This is a genomic window from Variovorax sp. P5_A3 (assembly GCF_056400665.1).
Genome location: NZ_JBFUKW010000017.1, coordinates 98,171 through 116,767, shown reverse-complemented (window position 1 = coordinate 116,767; position 18,597 = coordinate 98,171). Strand labels below are relative to the sequence as shown.

At 66.7% G+C, this 18,597-nt stretch carries 17 protein-coding genes and 1 tRNA gene; 10 read left to right on the top strand and 8 right to left on the bottom strand.

Annotated elements, in window-relative coordinates; genetic code table 11:
* Positions 1-54 precede the first annotated feature (54 nt).
* From AC1D3B_RS23835 to AC1D3B_RS23820, 4 genes are all read left to right on the top strand, one after another.
* Positions 55-1,557 (top strand): efflux transporter outer membrane subunit, encoded by a 1,503-nt coding sequence (locus tag AC1D3B_RS23835; protein WP_478193146.1) that lies wholly within the window; start codon positions 55-57, stop codon positions 1,555-1,557.
* A complete protein-coding gene (locus AC1D3B_RS23830; protein ID WP_478193145.1) occupies positions 1,554-2,708 on the top strand; it encodes an efflux RND transporter periplasmic adaptor subunit in 1,155 nt (384 codons plus the stop codon). Before AC1D3B_RS23835 ends, AC1D3B_RS23830 begins: the two co-directional genes overlap by 4 nt.
* An 11-nt stretch (positions 2,709-2,719) precedes the next feature.
* On the top strand, positions 2,720-5,848 hold the full coding sequence (locus AC1D3B_RS23825; RefSeq protein ID WP_478193144.1) for an efflux RND transporter permease subunit: 3,129 nt from the start codon (positions 2,720-2,722) through the stop codon (positions 5,846-5,848).
* A 64-nt stretch (positions 5,849-5,912) separates the two neighbouring features.
* Entirely contained in the window at positions 5,913-6,347 is a 435-nt protein-coding gene (locus tag AC1D3B_RS23820; protein ID WP_478193143.1) for a hypothetical protein, read from the top strand.
* 24 nt (positions 6,348-6,371) lie between these two features.
* Here AC1D3B_RS23820 and AC1D3B_RS23815 read toward each other — a convergent pair whose 3' ends face one another.
* Positions 6,372-7,055, bottom strand: coding sequence for a Crp/Fnr family transcriptional regulator (locus AC1D3B_RS23815; RefSeq protein ID WP_478193142.1), 684 nt, complete (start codon positions 7,053-7,055; stop codon positions 6,372-6,374).
* 168 nt (positions 7,056-7,223) lie between these two features.
* Here AC1D3B_RS23815 and AC1D3B_RS23810 point away from each other — a divergent pair, with 168 nt between their 5' ends.
* Entirely contained in the window at positions 7,224-7,673 is a 450-nt protein-coding gene (locus tag AC1D3B_RS23810) for a hypothetical protein (RefSeq protein WP_478193141.1), read from the top strand.
* Here AC1D3B_RS23810 and AC1D3B_RS23805 read toward each other — a convergent pair.
* The 3 genes from AC1D3B_RS23805 to AC1D3B_RS23795 form a co-directional block, all read right to left on the bottom strand.
* Positions 7,670-9,178 (bottom strand): tripartite tricarboxylate transporter permease, encoded by a 1,509-nt coding sequence (locus AC1D3B_RS23805; protein WP_478193140.1) that lies wholly within the window; start codon positions 9,176-9,178, stop codon positions 7,670-7,672. The two genes, AC1D3B_RS23810 and AC1D3B_RS23805, sit on opposite strands and share 4 nt — an antisense overlap.
* Before the next feature lie 89 nt (positions 9,179-9,267).
* Positions 9,268-9,801, bottom strand: coding sequence for a tripartite tricarboxylate transporter TctB family protein (locus AC1D3B_RS23800; RefSeq protein WP_478193139.1), 534 nt, complete (start codon positions 9,799-9,801; stop codon positions 9,268-9,270).
* Between the two features lie 110 nt (positions 9,802-9,911).
* Entirely contained in the window at positions 9,912-10,871 is a 960-nt protein-coding gene (locus tag AC1D3B_RS23795) for a tripartite tricarboxylate transporter substrate binding protein (protein ID WP_478193138.1), read from the bottom strand.
* Positions 10,872-10,981: 110 nt separating this feature from the next.
* Between AC1D3B_RS23795 and AC1D3B_RS23790 the strand changes: the two genes are divergently transcribed.
* From AC1D3B_RS23790 to AC1D3B_RS23770, 5 genes are all read left to right on the top strand, one after another.
* Positions 10,982-11,662, top strand: a complete 681-nt coding sequence (locus tag AC1D3B_RS23790; RefSeq protein WP_478193137.1) for a response regulator — start codon at positions 10,982-10,984, stop codon at positions 11,660-11,662.
* Positions 11,659-13,074 carry a sensor histidine kinase gene (locus AC1D3B_RS23785; protein WP_478193136.1) on the top strand — a complete coding sequence of 472 codons (1,416 nt, stop codon included), beginning with the start codon at positions 11,659-11,661 and terminating at the stop codon, positions 13,072-13,074. The genes AC1D3B_RS23790 and AC1D3B_RS23785 overlap by 4 nt, the downstream gene beginning before the upstream one ends.
* A gap of 3 nt (positions 13,075-13,077) precedes the next feature.
* Positions 13,078-13,503 carry an RNA-binding S4 domain-containing protein gene (locus tag AC1D3B_RS23780; protein WP_478193135.1) on the top strand — a complete coding sequence of 142 codons (426 nt, stop codon included), beginning with the start codon at positions 13,078-13,080 and terminating at the stop codon, positions 13,501-13,503.
* A gap of 13 nt (positions 13,504-13,516) precedes the next feature.
* Positions 13,517-14,323, top strand: a complete 807-nt coding sequence (locus AC1D3B_RS23775) for a PPK2 family polyphosphate kinase (protein WP_478193134.1) — start codon at positions 13,517-13,519, stop codon at positions 14,321-14,323.
* A 260-nt stretch (positions 14,324-14,583) separates the two neighbouring features.
* Entirely contained in the window at positions 14,584-14,769 is a 186-nt protein-coding gene (locus tag AC1D3B_RS23770) for a hypothetical protein (RefSeq protein WP_478193133.1), read from the top strand.
* 93 nt (positions 14,770-14,862) lie between these two features.
* On the opposite strand, the gene AC1D3B_RS23765 is transcribed toward AC1D3B_RS23770, so the two are convergent.
* The 4 genes from AC1D3B_RS23765 to tilS all read right to left on the bottom strand — a co-directional run bounded on the left by AC1D3B_RS23765 (position 14,863) and on the right by tilS (position 18,590).
* Positions 14,863-15,876 (bottom strand): acyltransferase family protein, encoded by a 1,014-nt coding sequence (locus AC1D3B_RS23765; RefSeq protein ID WP_478193192.1) that lies wholly within the window; start codon positions 15,874-15,876, stop codon positions 14,863-14,865.
* A gap of 263 nt (positions 15,877-16,139) precedes the next feature.
* Positions 16,140-16,232: transfer RNA gene (locus AC1D3B_RS23760), tRNA-Ser, on the bottom strand.
* A 23-nt stretch (positions 16,233-16,255) separates the two neighbouring features.
* On the bottom strand, positions 16,256-17,524 hold the full coding sequence (locus AC1D3B_RS23755) for an aspartate kinase (RefSeq protein WP_478193132.1): 1,269 nt from the start codon (positions 17,522-17,524) through the stop codon (positions 16,256-16,258).
* 115 nt (positions 17,525-17,639) lie between these two features.
* Entirely contained in the window at positions 17,640-18,590 is a 951-nt protein-coding gene (gene tilS, locus AC1D3B_RS23750) for a tRNA lysidine(34) synthetase TilS (RefSeq protein ID WP_478193131.1), read from the bottom strand.
* Positions 18,591-18,597: the final 7 nt, after the last annotated feature.

The following is an 18,597-nucleotide window of genomic DNA, read 5'->3' as shown; positions in this document are numbered from 1 at the left end:
GCGATCGACCCGCTCGCCTGAATCACGCCCCTTTTTTGCGGAAATCCCGATCTCATGAGGAACACCCGGCTCCCCGCGCTTTGCGTCGTCGCGTCCTTGCTTCTTTCCGCCTGCGCGGTTCCCCGTCCGCCCGAACAGGTCACGGCTCCGCTGCCTGCGCAATGGAACACGCCCCTGCCCGCCTCCACCGCCCCGCTGCCGCATGGCGGCTCGCTGCCGACGCTGGCCGAATGGTGGCGCCAGCTCAACGACCCACTGCTGGTCGAATTGATCTTCGCGGCCGAGGCGGCCAGCCCGACGGTGGCCAGCGCCGCTGCCCGCATCACCGAGGCCCGCGCGACGCGTGTCGCCGCGGGTGCGGCGCTGATTCCCAATCTCAACGGATCGCTGTCCGCCGGCCGCGGCAACTCGCCGAGCTCCGGCTTCACCACGGGCACGGCGAGCGGCGCGTCCGACGGGGTCCCGACCAGCCTGCCGATCCTCACCACCGGGCAGGCAGGATTGCAGTCGAACTGGGAGATCGACCTCTTCGGCGGCCTGCGCGACAGCCGGGATGCCGCCCAGGCGCGATACGTGGGCGCGGACGCGCAATGGCATGACGCACGTGTGTCCGTCGCGGCCGAGACCGCCAATGCGTACCTGGCGGAACGCGCGTGTCGCCGTCAGCTCGTGGTGTCCACGTCGGACGCCCAATCGCGCGCCGAAACCGCGCGTCTGACCGAGTTGTCCGCGCGCGCCGGATTCACCGCGCCGGCCGATGCCGCCCTGGCGCGCGCCAGCGCCGCCGAGGCATCGGGGCGGCTGACGCAGCAACGCGCCCTGTGCGCCGTGCAACGGCAGGCCCTGTCGGCGCTGACGGCGATCGAAGCGCCTGTCCTCGATGCCAAGCTCGATGCCGCGCCGATCGACGTCAGCCTGCCGGCCGTGCAGGCTGTTCACAGCGTCCCCGCCGAAGCACTGGCGCAGCGGCCCGACATCTTTGCCGCGGAGCTTGCCGTGGCAGCAGCGAGTGCCGATGCCGGTGCGGCGCTGGCGCAGCGCTTTCCACGGCTGTCATTGCAGGGCTCGATCGCCACGGTCCAGGTTCGCGCCGGCGGGTTCCGCGAGACGCTCGACACCTGGACGATCGGCCCCCTTGCGCTGACCGTGCCGATCTTCGATGGCGGCACGCTCGCGGCCAATTCCGAAGCCGCGAAGGCGCGCTACGACGAATCCGTCGCCCTCTACCGCTCGCGCGTGCGGCAAGCGGTGCGCGAGGTCGAGGAGGCGCTGGTCAACCTGCAAAGCACCAACGAGCGCGCCAGCGATGCCGACACCGCGGTCACCAACTACCAGGTCTCGTTCGACGCGACCCAGCAGCGCTACGGCATCGGCCTCGCGAGCCTGTTCGACCTGGAGGATGCGCGGCGCACCCTCTTCGTCTCCCAGACCGCCCGCGTCTCCCTGCAACGCGAACGCGCCGAAGCCTGGGTGTCGCTGTACCGCGCCATGGGCGGCGGCTGGTCGCGTCCCGAATCCGTCGCTACGACGACTACTCCTGCGACCCCGTCACCATGAAAAGAATGAAGCGTTCCACCCTCATCGTCGTCGTGCTGGCCGCCGTGCTGGTTCTTGCCGCCGCCGCCTTCTGGCTCTCGCGCGGCAAGCAGCCCGAGGGCGCCGCCAAGCCGAAGGAAGCGGCCACGGCACGGCCGACCCTGACCGTCACCGTCGCCAAACCGGAGACGAGCGAACTCGGCGTCACGCTCGCGGCCAACGGCAACGTGGCGGCCTGGCAGGAGGCCAGCGTCGGTTCCGAATCCAGCGGGCTGAAACTCGCCGAAGTGCGAGTGAACGTGGGTGATGTGGTCAAGAAAGGCCAGGTGCTCGCGACCTTCTCGGGCGACTCCGTGCAGGCGGACGTTGCGCAGGCGCGTGCCTCTCTCGCCGAGGCGCGGGCAACCGCCGCCGATGCCACCGGCACTGCGGCACGTGCACGTACGCTGCAGGCCACCGGCGCGATGAGCCAGCAGCAGATCAACCAGTACCAGACCGCCGAACAGACCGCCAAGGCAAGGGTCGAGGCGGCCGAGGCCGTGCTCGCTGCGCAGCAGGTGCGCGGCCGCAACACGCAGGTGCTGGCGCCCGATGACGGCGTCATCTCCTCGCGCACGGCGACGGTGGGGAGCGTGGTCAACGCCGGCACCGAGTTGTTCCGCCTGATCCGCCAGGGGCGGCTCGAATGGCGCGCGGAGGTCACCTCGTCCGAGCTCGCGCGCATCGCGGTCGGCACGCCGGCGATCGTCATCAGCGCCAGCGGCGCGCAGGTCAGCGGCAAGGTGCGCAGCGTGGCGCCGACCGTCGACCCGCAGACGCGCGCGGCGCTGGTCTACGTGGACATCCCCAACGTCCTGCAGAACACCGGCATCAAGGCGGGCATGTTCGCGCGCGGCGACTTCCAGCTCGGCCGCACGAGCGCGGTCACGGTGCCGCAGGCGTCGATCGTTCCTCGCGATGGCTTCAACCATCTGCTTCTGTTGCAGGCCGACAACCGCGTCGCGCAGTTGAAGGTAGAGACGGGCCGGCGAGTGGGCGACCGGGTCGAGATCACGACACCCCTCCCGGCGGATGCACGCGTGGTGGTGCAGGGTGCCGGCTTCCTCAACGACGGCGACCTGGTCCGCGTGGTGGAACCATCCACGAAGCCGGCCGTCGAAGCCGCGAAGTAAGGAGCACCGCGATGAACGTGTCGGCCTGGTCCATCCGCAACCCGATCCCGGCGGTGATGCTGTTCGTGCTGCTCACCTTCGGGGGGCTGTTGTCCTTCAACGCGATGAAGGTGCAGAACTTTCCCGATATCGACCTGCCGACCGTCACCGTGTCGGCCGCGCTGCCGGGTGCCGCGCCCTCGCAGCTCGAAACCGACGTCGCGCGCAAGCTCGAGAACTCGATCGCGACCATCCAGGGCCTGAAGCACATCACGACCAAGGTGCAGGACGGCGCCGCCACGCTGATCGTCGAGTTCCGTCTCGAGAAGCCCGTGCAGGAAGCCGTCGACGACGTGCGCTCCGCCGTGCAGCGCGTGCGCGCCGACCTGCCGGCCGATGTGCGCGATCCGGTGGTCACGAAACTGGATTTCGCAGCGCAGCCGGTGCTGGCCTTCACCATCGCGTCCTCGCGCATGGACGACGAGGCGCTCTCGTGGTTCGTCGACAACGACATCTCGAAGAAGCTGCTGGCGATCAGCGGCGTTGGCGCGGTGAATCGCGTGGGCGGCGTCACGCGCCAGGTGCACGTCGATCTCGATCCCGAAAAGCTCCAGGCGCTGGGCGCGACCGCGGCCGACATCTCGCGCCAGTTGCGCCAGGTGCAGACCGAGAGCGCGGGCGGCCGCACCGACCTGGGCGGCAGCGAGCAACCCGTGCGCACCCTGGCCACGGTGAAGTCGGCCGATGAACTGGCGGACATGCAGATCTACCTGTCGGACGGCCGCCGCGTCCGGCTCGACCAGGTCGCGCGCATCAGCGACACCATCGCCGAACCGCGCGCGGCCGCGCTGCTCGACGGCAAGCCGGTGGTGGGATTCGAAGTCGCCCGCAGCCGTGGCGCGAGCGAAGTCGAAGTGGGCGCAGCCGTGCAGAAGGCGCTCGCCGACCTGCGCGCGCAACGGCCCGACATACAGCTCACCGAGGCCTTCAACTTCGTCGATCCGGTGCGCGAAGAGTATGAAGGCTCGCTGCACCTGCTGTACGAAGGCGCCATCCTCGCGGTGATCGTGGTGTGGCTGTTCCTGCGCGACTGGCGCGCAACCTTCGTCTCGGCGGTGGCGCTGCCGATGTCGGTGATCCCTGCCTTCATCGGCATGTACCTGCTGGGTTTTTCAGTCAACGTGGTCTCGCTGCTCGCGCTCTCGCTGGTGGTGGGGATCCTGGTGGACGACGCGATCGTGGAGGTCGAAAACATCGTGCGCCACCTGCGCATGGGCAAGACGCCCTACCAGGCCGCGATGGAGGCCGCCGACGAAATCGGTCTGGCGGTGATCGCCACCACCTTCACGCTGATCGCGGTGTTCCTTCCGACCGCCTTCATGAGCGGCGTGGCGGGCAAGTTCTTCAAGCAGTTCGGCTGGACGGCTTCGCTCGCGGTGTTCGCATCGCTGGTCGTCGCACGGATGCTCACGCCGATGATGGCGGCCTACATGCTGAAGCCCGTTATCGGCGCCGAGAAGGAGCCGCGCTGGCTCAAGATCTACATGGGCATGGCCGAGTGGTGCCTGAAGCATCGCTTCACGACGATGGTGCTGGCCACGCTTTTCTTCTTCGGCTCGGTGGCGATGATTCCGCTGCTGAAGACGGGCTTCATCCCGCCTGACGACAACTCGCAGACGCAGGTCTATCTCTCGCTGGCACCCGGCGCGACGCTGGCCCAGACCATGGCCGCGGCGGAGGAAACACGGCGCCGCGTGATGGCGATCGAGCACGTGCGCAGCGTCTACACCACGGCCGGTGGCGGCAGCGCGGGCGGCGACCCGTTCGCGAACTTCGGCACGCCGGAGACGCGGAAGGCGACGCTCACGATCCAGCTCGATCCGCGCAGCGACCGGCCGCGCAAGCAGGTCATCGAGAACCAGATCCGTGCCTCGCTCGAATCGCTGCCCGGCGTGCGCAGCACCGTCGGCCTGGGCGGGTCGGGTGAAAAGTACATCCTGGCGCTGAGCGGGGACGACCCGGCCGCGCTGACGACCGCCGCGCGCGCGGTGGAGCGCGACCTGCGCACCATTCCCGGACTCGGCAACATCACGTCGACCGCGAGCCTGATCCGCCCGGAGATTGCCGTGCGGCCCGACTTCGCGCGTGCCGCCGACCTCGGCGTGACCAGTTCGGCCATCGCCGACACGCTGCGCGTCGCCACCCTCGGCGACTACGACCAGAACCTGCCCAAGCTCAATCTCGCGCAACGGCAGGTGCCGATCGTCGTGAAGCTGCAGGATTCGGCACGCCAGAACCTCGCCTTACTCGAACGCCTCGCCGTGCCGGGCGCGCGCGGGCCGGTGATGCTCGGCCAGGTGGCCGCGCTCACGGTCGAGGGCGGTCCGGCCGTGATCGACCGCTACGACCGCTCGCGCAACGTCAACTTCGAGATCGAACTGTCGGGCGTCGGCCTGGGCGATGCCAAGGAAGCGGCGATGAAGCTGCCGTCGATCCGCAGCCTGCCGCCCGGCGTGCGCGTGGCCGAGGTTGGCGACGCCGAGGTCATGACCGAGCTGTTCGCGAGCTTCGGCCTCGCGATGCTGACCGGCGTGCTGTGCATTTACATCGTGCTGGTGCTGCTGTTCAAGGACTTCCTGCATCCGATCACGATCCTGTGCGCCTTGCCGCTCGCGCTCGGCGGTGCCTTTGTCGGGCTGCTGATCGGCCAGAAGGCGCTGTCGATGCCTTCGCTCATCGGGCTGATCATGCTGATGGGCATCGCGACCAAGAACTCGATCCTGCTGGTGGAATACGCCATCGTCGCCCGCCGCGATCACGGCATGAACCGGTGGGATGCGCTGCGCGACGCCTGCCACAAGCGGGCGCGCCCCATCATCATGACCACGCTTGCGATGGGCGCGGGCATGTTGCCCATTGCGCTGGGCCTCGGGACTGCCGATTCGAGCTTCCGGGCGCCGATGGCGATGGCGGTGATCGGCGGGCTCATCACATCGACGGTGCTGAGCCTGCTGGTGGTGCCGGCCGTGTTCACCTACATCGACGACATCGAGCACTGGATCCGGCGCACGACGCGGCGCATCCGCGGGAAGCTGGGTGGCCATGAGGCCGGCGCGGCGCCCTCTTCGCACGCCGAAGAACATCCCGCCCCGACGCAATAAGCTGCTGACGTCGCAAATTGTTGCAAGTTAGACTAGCCGCCATCGTCGTTCGACGGAGGCACACATGATCCGAATCCACGCGCGTGTCGCGATTTGCGGGGCTCTTCTTTCCACGGCCACGGTGGCGGGTGCGGCCACCAGCGCAGCGGACCTTGCAAAGGCCCAGCAGCGCCACGACCAGCAGATCGCCAAGTGCAACGACGGCTCCCTGGCCGCTCCGGCTCGCGAGGCCTGCGTGCGCGATGCGGGCGCTGCACTGGACCGCGCCCGGAACGGGCCTCCCCGCAACGTCACGAAGCGCTCGGCCGATCGCCGCTCCACCGTGGTGACGCCACAGGGTGCGGCGACACCCCCGGGCACCGAGACGGTCAGGTCGGGTGACGGCCGCTCGACGGTCGTGACTCCGCAAGGCACGCAGGCGCCGCCCGGCAGCGAGACGACCCGGTCGAACGATCGACGCTCCACAGTCGTCCAGCCAGCCGAACCGCCCGCGCGCTAACTGCAATGTGCAATGCGGGGCGCCTCAGGGCGCGCCTCGCACTTCGCTGACCAGGGCGACCAGCCGCGTCACATCGGCCACGACAAGCGCCTTGCCGTCCTTGGCGAGCACGCCGTCACGCCGCAGCGCGTTCAACTCGCGCGTGACCTGCTCCCGATTCGTGCTGATCTGGCTGGCAAGCTCCGCGTGGGTCGGGGCGGGATCCAGCCGCGCACGGTTGTCAGCCACTCCTGCGCTGCGTGCCAGCCGAAGCAACTCGGCATGCACGCGGTTCTGCACGCCCAGCGTGCTCAGGTCGATGACGCGGTCGGACAGTTGCCGCACCAGCGCGGCCAGGTTTCGCATCACGCGTTCGGCGACGTTGGTCTCCAGCCGCAGCAATTCGAGAAAGCCGGAACGGTCCAGGCTCGCGACGACCGTCGGCTTCAGCGTCACGCCATCGGCGGATCTCGGCTTGCCATCGATGGCGGAGATGTCGCCGAAGTACTCGCCGTCCTGCAGATCGCGGAACGTGATCTGCCGCCCGTTCGCAGAGTAGGTCGTCACGCGCAACTGGCCGGACACCAGGAAGTAGACATCACTCGTGTCTTCCGAGCGCAGGAGCAGCGGCGTGCCAGCATCGACGCTGTGCCAGTTGCAACGCTGGGCGAGCCAATCCAGCCGCTGCGGGGACAAGCCCTCCAGCAACGCGATGTGCTGGAGGGCCATGCTGGATCGTTGGAGCGCCATCGCTTCGACCTCGCACCCTTGTCGGGACCGGTTGAAAAAAAGTGTGCGCAAACGCACAGCGCGGAAGGCGGCGGGCGCCCACAGTTGCACCCCGTGGTGACAGCAGCTGTCAGCGGCCACACATCACAGCCTCAAGGAGATTTCATCATGAACGCAAAGCTACTTCTCGGCGTCTCTGTCCTTGCGCTGGCCGGAGCGGTATCCGCACAGACCGTGCCTGCCGAGCAATGGGTCGGCGCGCCCATTCCGATGGCCGGCCAGTTCAGCCGCGCCCAGGTGTCGGCCGATCTGGCGGCGAACCGCATGGAGATGTACGCGGTCGCCGCCGAGTACCGCGTCGGCCCTCCTGATTCGACCATCGGCGCGCTGAGCCGCGCTGAAGTCGCCGCCGACCTGAACTTGTGGAACAGGTCCGGCATGTCCCAGGTCGCCGGCCGCGACAGCTTCGATCCGACGAGCCCGGCCTATGCGCGGCAGTTCACGTCGTACGAGAGCATGCGCAACGGCTCCGAATACGTGGCGGAGATCCAGCGCATCAAGGGCATGGTCCCCGCATCGACCACCGCGAAGTCCGGATCGGGCTCTACCGGCAACTAGACGGCGACGAGCTTCCTGCTCGACATGCGCTTCGCCAGGCGCGGCAGGATCATCACGCCCAGGATGATGACGACCAGCACGATCGACATCGGGCGCTGGAAGAACACCGCCGCGCTGCCCTCGCCGATCGACATCGCGTTGCGCAATTGCGCCTCGGCGAGCGGCCCGAGGATCATGCCGACCACCACCGGTGCCGTCGGGAAATCGAAGCGTCGCATGATCACGCCCAACACGCCGATGGCGTAGAGCAGCACGAGGTCGAAAGTGCTCTGCCGCATGCCGTAGGCGCCGACCGTCGCAAAGATCAGGATGCCCGCATAGAGCTGCGGCTTCGGTATCTTGAGGAGCTTCACCCACAGCCCGACCATCGGCAGGTTCAGCACCAGCAGCATCACGTTGCCGATGTAGAGGGACGCAATCAGCGCCCACACCAGCGCCGCCGATGTGGTGAAGAGCTGCGGCCCAGGCTGGATGCCGTAGTTCTGGAACGCACCCAGCAGGATCGCCGTGGTGTTCGACGTGGGAATGCCCAGCGTCAGCAACGGAATCAGCGCCGCGGTCACGGTCGCGTTGTTGGCGGCCTCGGGGCCTGCCACGCCTTCGATCGCGCCCGTGGTGCCGAACTCGGCCTTGGCGTCCGCATCCTTGGCCAGCTTCTTTTCAGTCGCATAGCTCAGGAAGGTCGGAATCTCGGTGCCGCCGGCCGGGATGCAGCCGAAGGGGGTGCCGATGGCCGTGCCGCGCAGCCAGGCCGGGATGGAGCGCTTCCAGTCGCGGGCGCTCATGTGCACGCGGCTCAGCTTGTTCTGCCCTTCGACGACCTTGCCTTCGTAGAGCACCGCGTAGAGCACTTCGGCCACCGCAAACAGCCCCACCGCGACCAGCACGATCTCGATGCCGTCGAGCAGTTCGGGGACGCCGCCGGTATAGCGGCCCTGCCCCGAGATCTGGTCGAGCCCGATGCAACCGGCCGCGAGGCCGATGAACAGTGCCGTCATGCCGCGCAGCGTGCTCTTGCCGAGCACCGCACTCACGGTGGTGAAGGCCAGCAGCATGAGCAGGAAATACTCCGGCGGACCGAGCTTGACCGCGAAGTCGGCCACGAAGGGCGCGAACAGCGTGACGATCACGGTGGCGATGGTGCCGGCGACGAAGGAGCCGATCGCGGCCGTCGCGAGCGCAGCACCGGCGCGCCCGCTCTTCGCCATCTTGTTGCCTTCCATCGCCGTCACCATGCTGGCGGTTTCGCCCGGCGTGTTCAGCAGGATGGAGGTCGTCGAGCCGCCGTACATGGCGCCGTAGTAGATCCCCGAGAAGAAGATCATCGAGGCCGTGACGTCGACCTTGCCGGTGATCGGCAGCAGCATCGCCACCGCCACTGCCGGGCCGATGCCGGGCAGCACGCCGACGGCCGTGCCGAGGGCGCAGCCCACCAGGCACCACAGGAGGTTCACGGGCGTGATCGCCAGCGCGAACCCGTGCATCAGTGCGTTGAAGATGTCCATTCAGGTCTCCCGCCGGGCCGCCCCAAGGGAGACCTGCGCCCCCTCGGGGGGCAGCGAATACACGAAGTGATGAGCGTGGGGGTTTTGCATCAAAGCCACCCCGTGCCGGTGAGGCCTGGCAGGTTGATCGCCAGGAACTGAGTGAACATCCAGAAGACCGGTGCCGAGATGAGCAAACCCGTCACGATGTCGATGAGCCAGGTGCGCGGGGAATTGACGCCGCCCTGCCCGCTTGCACGACGCAGGCCCTGCACCGCCAGCAGATAGCACAGCGTGCAACTGAAGATGAAGCCGATCGTGGTGATGAGCGCGGCGTTGAGCAGCAGCCCCGCCGACACCCAAATGAAACCGGCCCAGTAGGGATGGATCGCGCCGGAGGGCTCGTCCATGTCGCGGAAGCCCCCGGTGCGCGCTTCCCAGATGATCCAGGCGCCGCACACCGTCAAGGCGATGGAGACCAACCAGGGGAGGAAATTGGGGCCGACGCCGCCGTAGCCGGCCTCGGACGAGATGCCGATTGCGCCGAACGCGAGCGCCAGCCCGGTCAGCAGCACGCCGGCGCCGACAAGGGTTTGCGGCCATGGCGCCGCTGGCGGCGAGACCGAGGGGGATGGAGTTGTCATTTTTTGTCTCGGAGTCGGAGATCGGGAGTCCCCTGCCGAAAGCACCGCGGAACCGGCGCTGCCGAATCCGCGGTGTCCCGTCTGTCAGGAGAAAAGCAAGGCGACCGGGATCAAACCATGCCGGACTTGACCATCGTCGCGCGCAGGCTCGCGAACTCGTCGTCGACGAACTTCGCGAAAGCCTCGCCCGACAGCACGGCCGGCGTCCAGTCGTTCTTCTTCACGGCCTCGGCCCAGCTGGGGGTCTTCATGGCGGCCAGCACCATGTCGGTCAGCGCCTTGCGCTGGTCGGGCGTGATGCCGGGTGCGCCGTAGACGCCCCGCCAGTTGCCGATCTCGACGTCGATGCCCTGCTCCTTGAGCGTCGGCACATTGATGCCCGGCAGGCGTTGCGCGGAAGTGACGGCGATGGCCTTCATCTTGCCGGCGTTGATGTACTCGGCGAACTCGCTGAAGCCGCTGCCACCCACCGTGACGTTGCCACCCAGGATGGCGGCGGTGGCCTCGCCACCCCCGCGGAACGCGACGTAGTTGATCTTGGCCGGATCAACGCCGACCTTCTGCGCGATCATGGCCGCGGCGATGTGCTCGGTGGAACCGCGCGAGCCGCCGCCCCACTTGACGCTGCCCGGGTCCTTCTTGAGTTGCTCGACCACGTCCTTCATGGACTTCAGCGGCGAGTTGGCCGGCAGCACGAACACGTTGTATTCGCTGGTGAGGCGGGCGATCGGCGTGGCCTGCGACAGGCTGACCGGCGGCTTGCCGGTGATGATGCCGCCCAGCATGACGGCGCCCATGATCATCATGGCGTTGGGGTCACCCTTCGAGCCGTTGACGAACTGGGCCAGGCCCAGCGCACCGGCCGCGCCGCCCTTGTTGTCGTAGGTCACTGTGTCGGCCAGCTTGCCGTCCGTCAGGGCCTTGCCCAGCGCGCGGCCGGTCGTGTCCCATCCGCCGCCCGGATTGGCGGGGATCATCATCTTGACGTTGGCTGCGGCCCAGGCCGACAGCGGCAGGGCCCCGGTGGCGGCCAAGGCGGCCAGTGACTTCAGAAAGGTATCGCGACGCATGCATGTCTCCTTCGAATGGAAGCTGAGTAGAACCTGAACGCCGCTATGATGCGCCGCCCCGCTGTCAGTTGGCTGTCCGCAGCACTGGGGTAAACACCGAAAATCGCGGAATGAAGCTGCTGCTAGTTGAAGACGATCCGTCGATGCAAACGACCCTGCAGCGCACGCTCGGGCGACGCCAGATCGACGTGCGCATCTGCGGGGATGGCGCCCTGGCCCTCGCGCAATGGCGGGAGCTCGAACCCGATGTGGTGGCGCTCGATCTCAGCCTCCCCAACCTCGACGGACTGCAGGTGCTGGCGCAGGCCCGCGCTGCCGGGCTGCGAACGCCGGTGCTGCTGCTGACCGCGCGCGGCACGGTGGGTGACCGCATCGTCGGACTCAATGCCGGCGCCGACGACTACCTGCCCAAGCCTTTCGACCTGGACGAACTCGAGGCCCGCATCCGCGCGCTGAACCGGCGCCACCAGAACGCCGGGACCGAATCATCGGCACGACCGCAGGAAGTCGGCGGCCTTCGTTACGAACCGGACAGCGGCGCGATCTATCACCGCGCCCAAGTGCTCGAGCTGACGCCGCGGGAGCTGGCCCTGCTGAAGGCGCTGATGGTCAAGCCGGGCCACGCGGTCTCCAAGGAACGCCTCTTCGAACTCGTGTTCCCGAGCGAGATGGACGTGCAGTACGAGGCCGTGGAGGTCGTCGTCTACCGGCTTCGCAAGAAGCTGGCGGGCACCGGCGTCACGCTGATGACGCTGCGGGGCCTGGGTTATCTCTTGCGCGAAGACACATGAGGCACGTCTCTTCGCTGCGCGCGAGGCTGCTGCTCGGCATCCTCGCGCCGGTTGCGCTGTTCATCGTGATCAACAGCGTGAGCCTCTATCGGCAGAGCCTCGCGGCCGCGACCACCGCCTACGACCGCACGCTGCTGGCCTCGGCGAAGACCATCGGCGAGCAGCTCGACGTGGAAGGCTACGACGACGCGGCTTCGCTGCGCGCGATCGTGCCCTACTCCGCGCTGGAGGCCTTCGAGGCCGACAACCAGAGCCGCATGTACTACCGCGTGTCCGCGCTCGACGGCGAGATGATTTCGGGCTTCGTCGAGCTGCCCTTCTGGCACGGGAAGCTTCCGGACCGGCCGCCCTATGCCGCGCTGGTGGATTTCTACGATGCCGAGTTCCGCAACATGCCTGTTCGCGTGGCCGTGCTGTTGCAGCCCGTCGCCAGCTCGCACGGCCGCGGCATGGCCGTGGTCCAGGTCGCCGAGACGCTGGAGCTGCGCGAGACCCTGGCGCGCAAGCTGCTCGTCGATACGCTGTGGCGGCAACTCGTGCTGCTGGCCGTGATCGCCGGCGTCACCGTGCTCGTTGTGCAGCGCGCGACCCGGCCGGTGCGCGAACTCGGCGAAGCGATCGCGGCGCGTGCCGCAGACGATCTCTCGCCCATCGAAGCGCCCGACGCACCGCGGGAACTCCGGCCGTTGATCGACGCCACCACGCAGGTCATGGGTCGCCTGCGCCGGCTCCTGGACCATCAGAAGCGCTTCGTGCGGGACAGCGCCCATCAGCTGCGCACGCCGCTGGCGGTGCTGAAGGCGCAGGTGCAGTCCGCACGCCGCGGCGACGTGCCGGCCGGCCAGGCGCTCGGCGAGATCAACGAGACCGTCGACCGCGCCACCACGCTGGCGAACCAGATGCTGTCGCTCGCCAAGGTCGAGCAATTGCGGCAGCAGCCCGAATCGATGACCCTCGACCTCGGGGAGGCGGTTCGCGACATCGCGCTCGACCTGTCACCGCTCGTGGCGGACAAGGCGCTCGACTTCGAGTTGTCCGCGGAACCGGCGCCGGTGCTGGTGCGCGCGCATCGATGGATGCTGCAGGAACTGACGCGCAACCTCCTGCACAACGCCATCAAGCACTCTCCGCAAGGCGCTGCGCTGACGGTCCGCGTGGAGGCGACTGGCGACGCGGCAGTGCTCACCGTCAGCGACGAGGGCCGCGGCATCTCCGATGAACTGCGGCGGCGCCTGTTCGCGCCCTTCGCGGCTGGCGACGTCGCGAGCGGGTCGGGATTGGGCCTCGCCATCTGCCACGAGATCGTGCTGGCGTTGGGCGGAAGCATCGCGCTCGACAACCGGGAATCCGGCGGACAGGTCGTCGGGCTCGACGCTGTCGTCAGCCTGCCGCTGGCGCGCGACAATCGCTGAAACATGGATCGTCTTCGCATCGACAAATGGCTCTGGGCCGCGCGCTTCTTCAAGACGCGGTCGCTCGCTGCCGACGAGATCGGCAAGAACCGCGTGGAGGTCAATGGCGATGTCGCCAAGGCCTCGCGCGAAGTCAAGGTCGGAGACACCGTGTCGATACGGCTCGGCCCGGTCACCCGCATCGTGCTTGTGCGCGGAATCAGCGGCCAACGCGGTCCGGCACCCATCGCGCAGCAGCTCTACGCGGAAACACCGGAAAGCCTCGCCGCTCAGGCTGCCGCGCGCGAACAGCGGCGCATGGGCAGCGAGCCGGCACTGAGCATCGAACAAGGCCGACCCACCAAGCGTGACCGGCGCGACCTCGACGACGCACGCCGCGGCGGCTGGGACAACCGCTGGAGCGCCTCGCTCGATCCCGACGACCAATAGGAACCCTCTCCCCATGGCCAGCTTCAAGAAGTACCGCGTCGGCAGCAAATTCAGGCTGTCGAAAGTCGACCCGGCGGAAACGCCCTTCATGGAAGGCCCCGAGACCGACCAGCGCGAGCAGCTCGATGCGCTGGCCACCGAACTCGATGAATTGCAAAACCTCCTGCATGCCGAGGGTCGACGCAAGCTGCTGCTGGTGCTGCAGGGCCTCGATACCAGTGGCAAGGACGGCACCATCCGCTGGGTGTTCTCGCGGACATCGCCGCTCGGCGTCCGGGTCACGGCCTTCAAGGCGCCGAGCGACGAAGAACGCGCGCACGACTACCTGTGGCGCTGCCACGCGGTGGTGCCGCGCACGGGCGAGATCATGGTGTGGAACCGCAGTCACTACGAAGACGTGCTGGTGCCGGTCGTCGAAGGCTGGATCGACAAGGCCGAGACCCGACGTCGCTATGCCCAGGTCAACGATTTCGAGCGACTGCTGACCGAGACGGGCACGGTCGTCATCAAGTGCATGCTGCACATCAGCAAGGACGAGCAGCGGGCACGGTTGCAGGCGCGCATCGACGAGCCCGACAAGCACTGGAAGTTTTCCGTGGACGACCTGGCAGTGCGCAAGAAATGGGACGCCTACGAGCAGGCCTACGACAACGCGCTCACGGCCACGTCGACGCCCTACGCGCCCTGGTACGTCGTGCCGGCGGACAGCAAGCGCCATCGCAATCTCATGATCGCCCGTCTGCTCGTCAAGACGCTCAAGGAAATGAAGCTGGAGGTGCCGCGTTCCGACCCGGCGCTCAAAGGCCTGGTCGTCAAATAGGCAACGCCCATCGCCGGCATTGAAAGGATGACGCATCGGGCGGCCCGATGGCTGGCACCATGGGAAGCCTGTCATCAAGCTCATGGGATACGGAAATGAAGCAGTTTCAACGCATCGTCGGCTACGCCATCTCGCTCGGCGGCGCAGCAGTGCTCCTGTCGCGGCTCCTCTGAAAAATCACGCTCGGTAGGCGACGTCCCACGGCGTTCCGCTCCAAACGGCGTATTGAAGCCGGGGTGGAGGGCTGGGAAACTGGCTTGATGAATGTATTCAACCAGCTTGAGCTTTTTGCAGGATTGTTTTCCGCAGTGGGCGCCGGGATCCTGATGGTGATGGCGATCGGCAGGCCACCCAGGTTCCTCCACGAACAGATCGCGCAGAGGATCGAAGAGTCGATCACGGTAATCGACCAGTGCAAGGATTTGTCGGACGGTCCGCGCGTTTGATCGCCAGTTGGGAACTCGAAGCCGGGAATCTTGGCCAGGATGCCGTTGTGAGTGAGGAACGGCATGGAGGCAGGGCAGCGCGCACCTGACTTTTTATGCCGCGGTCGATGAAGGATCTCGAAGTCGGCGCCGCGAAGATCCAGACTCCCACTTTCGACCCCAGGCAATCATCGGCCGCTCCACGTAGCGCAGCAGGAAATCCGAGAGCACCAATCCGATTGCCATCGTCAAAGCGGCGTAGGCAACACCATGCACTCTCCACGGCGCCCAGCCGGTGACCGCTTGTGAGGCAAGGATTTGCAGCAGGTAGAGGGAATACGACCGTTGCCCGACGAACACGAATGGGCGGCTGGAAAGCAGCCGGCGCGGCAAGCCAGGGCCAAGGATGGCGGGGATCAGCATCGCGACCGCGAGGCCGTAAAGGTTTGTCAGTTGGTCGCCGAGGACCGGAACCAAACGCCCGACATACACCTGAAGGACGGCGAACGCGAGAAGAATCAGCGTGCTGATGACGGGGCGAGTCAAGGGAGCGAAGATCTGGAACCCGCGGCGGCTGTTCATCAGGATTGCAAGGATCGAGCCCTGCATCAATACCAAATAGTGATAGGGATTTAGCCAACTCGTCGACCAGAAGGCCGCGAGAAATGCCACTATTGCCGCGCTGACGCCGAGGCGAGCCTTTCCGGTGCGCACGAGAAAGAACGCGACGGCAGGCCACACCATGTAGAACTTCCACTCGATGCCGAGGGTCCAGGTGATTTTCCATGGCGCCGGGCCGGTTTGTTCATTCAGGAACGTCAGGTAGTAAGGCCATGCCTCAACCATCTGATCCCAGCTCTCGCCGCCGAGCCGGAACGACTGCCACACGACGATTGCAAACACCACGTAGTACACCGGCATGATGCGAAAGACGCGGCGCAGGTAGAAGTTGCCGAGCGCGATCGAGCCGTTCGCTTCGTTTTCGCGCAAGAGCAGCGTGGTGATCAGAAAGCCGCTCAGCACGAAGAAGATTTGCACGCCCAACCAGCCAGTGAGGGCCTCCCCTGGAGCGCCGCCGTAGTGGACGAAGATCACGAGCGCGACCGCAATCGCTCTCAGTCCATCCAGAGAGGGAAAGAATCGGGTGGACTTGAACTCCTCGAATGTGAGCGGCGATCATCGGTCCGGCTTCTGCCAGCGTGGGTCTCCGGTCGTCGCGTCTTTTTCTATTTTCATTTCGGGCCAGAGGATACCCTCAGCCTTCATGCGCGCTTTCCCTGATTGCGCCTCGGAATTCGTCGCCGCGCCTACGCAGTTGATAGCAGCGCCCAATGAAAAAGCCCCGACGCTGATTCAGCGCGGGGCTCTCATAGATCATTGAAGATCAATACTGGCGGAACCGGAGGGATTCGAACCCTCGATGAGGCTCTACACCCCATACTCCCTTAGCAGGGGAGCACCTTCGGCCACTCGGTCACAGTTCCTGAGCCGTCAATTATGCCACCCTTCAGGCGGCGGGTTGATCCAGATCGAAAGCTTTGTGCAGCGCGCGCACGGCGAGCTCCATGTACTTTTCGTCGATCACCACCGAGGTCTTGATCTCGCTCGTGGAGATCATCTGGATGTTGATGCCCTCTTCGCTCAACACCCGGAACATCTTGCTCGCCACGCCGACGTGGCTCCGCATGCCGATGCCGACGATGCTGACCTTGCAGATCTTGGTGTCGCCCACGACTTCGGCCTCGCCCAGCGTGGGCAGCACCTTGGCCTTGAGCAGGTCGACCGCCTTCGCGTAGTCGTTGCGGTGGACCGTGAAGCTGAAGTCGGTCCTGCCATCCTTGCTCAGGTTCTGGATGATCACATCGACTTCGATGTTGGCGTCGGCGATGGCGCCGAGGATGTGATAGGCGATGCCCGGCTTGTCAGGCACGCCGAGCACGGAGATCTTGGCTTCGTCGCGATTGAACGCAATGCCGGATACGACGGCTTGTTCCATGTTTTCGTCTTCCTCGAAAGTGATCAGCGTGCCGGACTTGGCTTCTTCGTTGATGTCGATGTCCCAGGGCGTGAAGCTCGAAAGCACGCGCAGGGGCACCTTGTACTTGCCGGCAAACTCGACCGAGCGAATCTGCAGCACCTTGGAGCCCAGGCTCGCCATTTCGAGCATCTCTTCGAAGCTCACGGTGGCCAGGCGGCGGGCGTCGGGCTCGACGCGCGGGTCGGTGGTGTAGACGCCGTCGACGTCGGTGTAGATCAGGCACTCGCTGGCCTTCATCGCCGCGGCGACCGCCACTGCGGAAGTGTCGCTGCCGCCGCGTCCCAACGTGGTGATGTTGCCGCTCTCGTCCACGCCCTGGAAGCCGGTGATGACCACCACACGGCCGGCATCGAGGTCGGCGCGAACGCGCTCGTCGTCGATGCTCTCGATGCGGGCCTTCGTGAAGGCGCTGTCGGTTTTCACCTGGACTTGCCAACCGGCGTAGCTGACGGCCTGGAGTCCCTCGGCTTGCAGCGCGATCGCCAGCAGGGCGGACGAAGCCTGCTCGCCGGTGGACGCCAGCATGTCGAGTTCGCGGTTGTGGTCGTCGCCGGGTTTGTTCGGAGCGAGTTCCTTGGCGAGGCCGAGCAGGCGATTGGTCTCGCCGCTCATGGCACTTGGAACCACCACCATCTGGTGGCCGGCGCGCGCCCACTTGGCGACGCGCTTGGCGACATTCCTGATGCGCTCGGTCGAGCCCATCGACGTGCCGCCGTATTTATGAACGATCAATGCCATGGGTGAAGTCAAAGAGAAGAATTCGTACGTCGCCGTACCAGCCGGTACCGGCCAATAGCGGTCAATAGCGGCGTTCGTGCACCCATCGACGCTACCTCAGCGCAAGGTCTGCGGGCTACGGCAAGGGCGAAGCATTGTACCAATGCAGCGTGTCACCCTCCCGCTCCACCCTGCCGGCGGCGATCTTCAGTCTGATGCGATGGCCGCGCGTGCTGCATGCGGCGATCTGGTCGAGAAGTTGTTCGAGCTGCGCCTCGCTGGGCACCGCGCCGTGGTCTCGCTTGAGCCAGTGGCGCAGCGCGTTGGCGAGCCGCTCTCGCGACAAGGCGCGCAGCACGGACAAGGCAGGCGGCGAGCCTGCTTCCGCCATGTCCCGGGCACCGACATCGGACAACAAGGCCGACGCCTTTGCAGCATTGCGTGCCGAACGCGCGAATGTCTCGCGGAATTGCGGCAGGGCCGCCGCGAGAGCCGGCAGAACCTGCTCGCGAATGCGATTGCGCGTGTAGCGCAGGTCGGCGTTGCTCGGATCGTCGATGTGGGGCGTGGCGCTGTCGGCGATCCACTCGCGCAGCGCCGCCGAATGAACTTCGAGCAGCGGCCGATGGAAATCGATGCCATGTCGCCGCATCTGTCGCGGCATGCCGGCCAGCCCATCGAGGCCGGCGCCGCGGCTGAGCGCGATGAGCATCGTTTCGACCTGGTCATCGGCGTGCTGCGCCAGCGCGACGTGCTGCAGGCCATGGGTCCGGGCCAGTTCCGCCAGCGTCACGTAGCGCGCACGTCGCGCGGCGTCTTCGGGACTCTCGCCAGGCGCGTGGCGGGCGTCGACGCGCCCCACATGCAGCGGAACGTCCAGCAGCGCGCAGGTTGCCGCGCAGTGCGCCTCGAAGTCATCCGCGGCACGCTGGAGGCCGTGATGCACGTGAAGCGCATGCACCTGCCCCGGCCAGCGCCGCGCGGCTGCGTGCAGGAGAGCGGTGGAGTCGGCGCCGCCGCTGTACGCGACGGCCAATGGCAATGGTGCCGCCCAGGATGCCAGTGCATGGGCGGCAGGATTTTCCATCGGGGGA

Bases quoted from the DNA above. Each gene is read 5' to 3' on its own strand.
- AC1D3B_RS23775 (WP_478193134.1), top strand. From the start codon at position 13,517: ATGGCCAGCTTCAAGAAGTACCGCGTCGGCAGCAAATTCAGGCTGTCG.
- AC1D3B_RS23785 (WP_478193136.1), top strand. From the start codon at position 11,659: ATGAGGCACGTCTCTTCGCTGCGCGCGAGGCTGCTGCTCGGCATCCTC.
- AC1D3B_RS23835 (WP_478193146.1), top strand. From the start codon at position 55: ATGAGGAACACCCGGCTCCCCGCGCTTTGCGTCGTCGCGTCCTTGCTT.
- AC1D3B_RS23820 (WP_478193143.1), top strand. From the start codon at position 5,913: ATGATCCGAATCCACGCGCGTGTCGCGATTTGCGGGGCTCTTCTTTCC.
- AC1D3B_RS23830 (WP_478193145.1), top strand. From the start codon at position 1,554: ATGAAAAGAATGAAGCGTTCCACCCTCATCGTCGTCGTGCTGGCCGCC.
- AC1D3B_RS23790 (WP_478193137.1), top strand. From the start codon at position 10,982: ATGAAGCTGCTGCTAGTTGAAGACGATCCGTCGATGCAAACGACCCTG.
- AC1D3B_RS23815 (WP_478193142.1), bottom strand. From the start codon at position 7,055: ATGGCCCTCCAGCACATCGCGTTGCTGGAGGGCTTGTCCCCGCAGCGG.
- tilS (WP_478193131.1), bottom strand. From the start codon at position 18,590: ATGGAAAATCCTGCCGCCCATGCACTGGCATCCTGGGCGGCACCATTG.
- AC1D3B_RS23800 (WP_478193139.1), bottom strand. From the start codon at position 9,801: ATGACAACTCCATCCCCCTCGGTCTCGCCGCCAGCGGCGCCATGGCCG.
- AC1D3B_RS23805 (WP_478193140.1), bottom strand. From the start codon at position 9,178: ATGGACATCTTCAACGCACTGATGCACGGGTTCGCGCTGGCGATCACG.
- AC1D3B_RS23825 (WP_478193144.1), top strand. From the start codon at position 2,720: ATGAACGTGTCGGCCTGGTCCATCCGCAACCCGATCCCGGCGGTGATG.
- AC1D3B_RS23810 (WP_478193141.1), top strand. From the start codon at position 7,224: ATGAACGCAAAGCTACTTCTCGGCGTCTCTGTCCTTGCGCTGGCCGGA.
- AC1D3B_RS23755 (WP_478193132.1), bottom strand. From the start codon at position 17,524: ATGGCATTGATCGTTCATAAATACGGCGGCACGTCGATGGGCTCGACC.
- AC1D3B_RS23795 (WP_478193138.1), bottom strand. From the start codon at position 10,871: ATGCGTCGCGATACCTTTCTGAAGTCACTGGCCGCCTTGGCCGCCACC.
- AC1D3B_RS23770 (WP_478193133.1), top strand. From the start codon at position 14,584: ATGAATGTATTCAACCAGCTTGAGCTTTTTGCAGGATTGTTTTCCGCA.
- AC1D3B_RS23780 (WP_478193135.1), top strand. From the start codon at position 13,078: ATGGATCGTCTTCGCATCGACAAATGGCTCTGGGCCGCGCGCTTCTTC.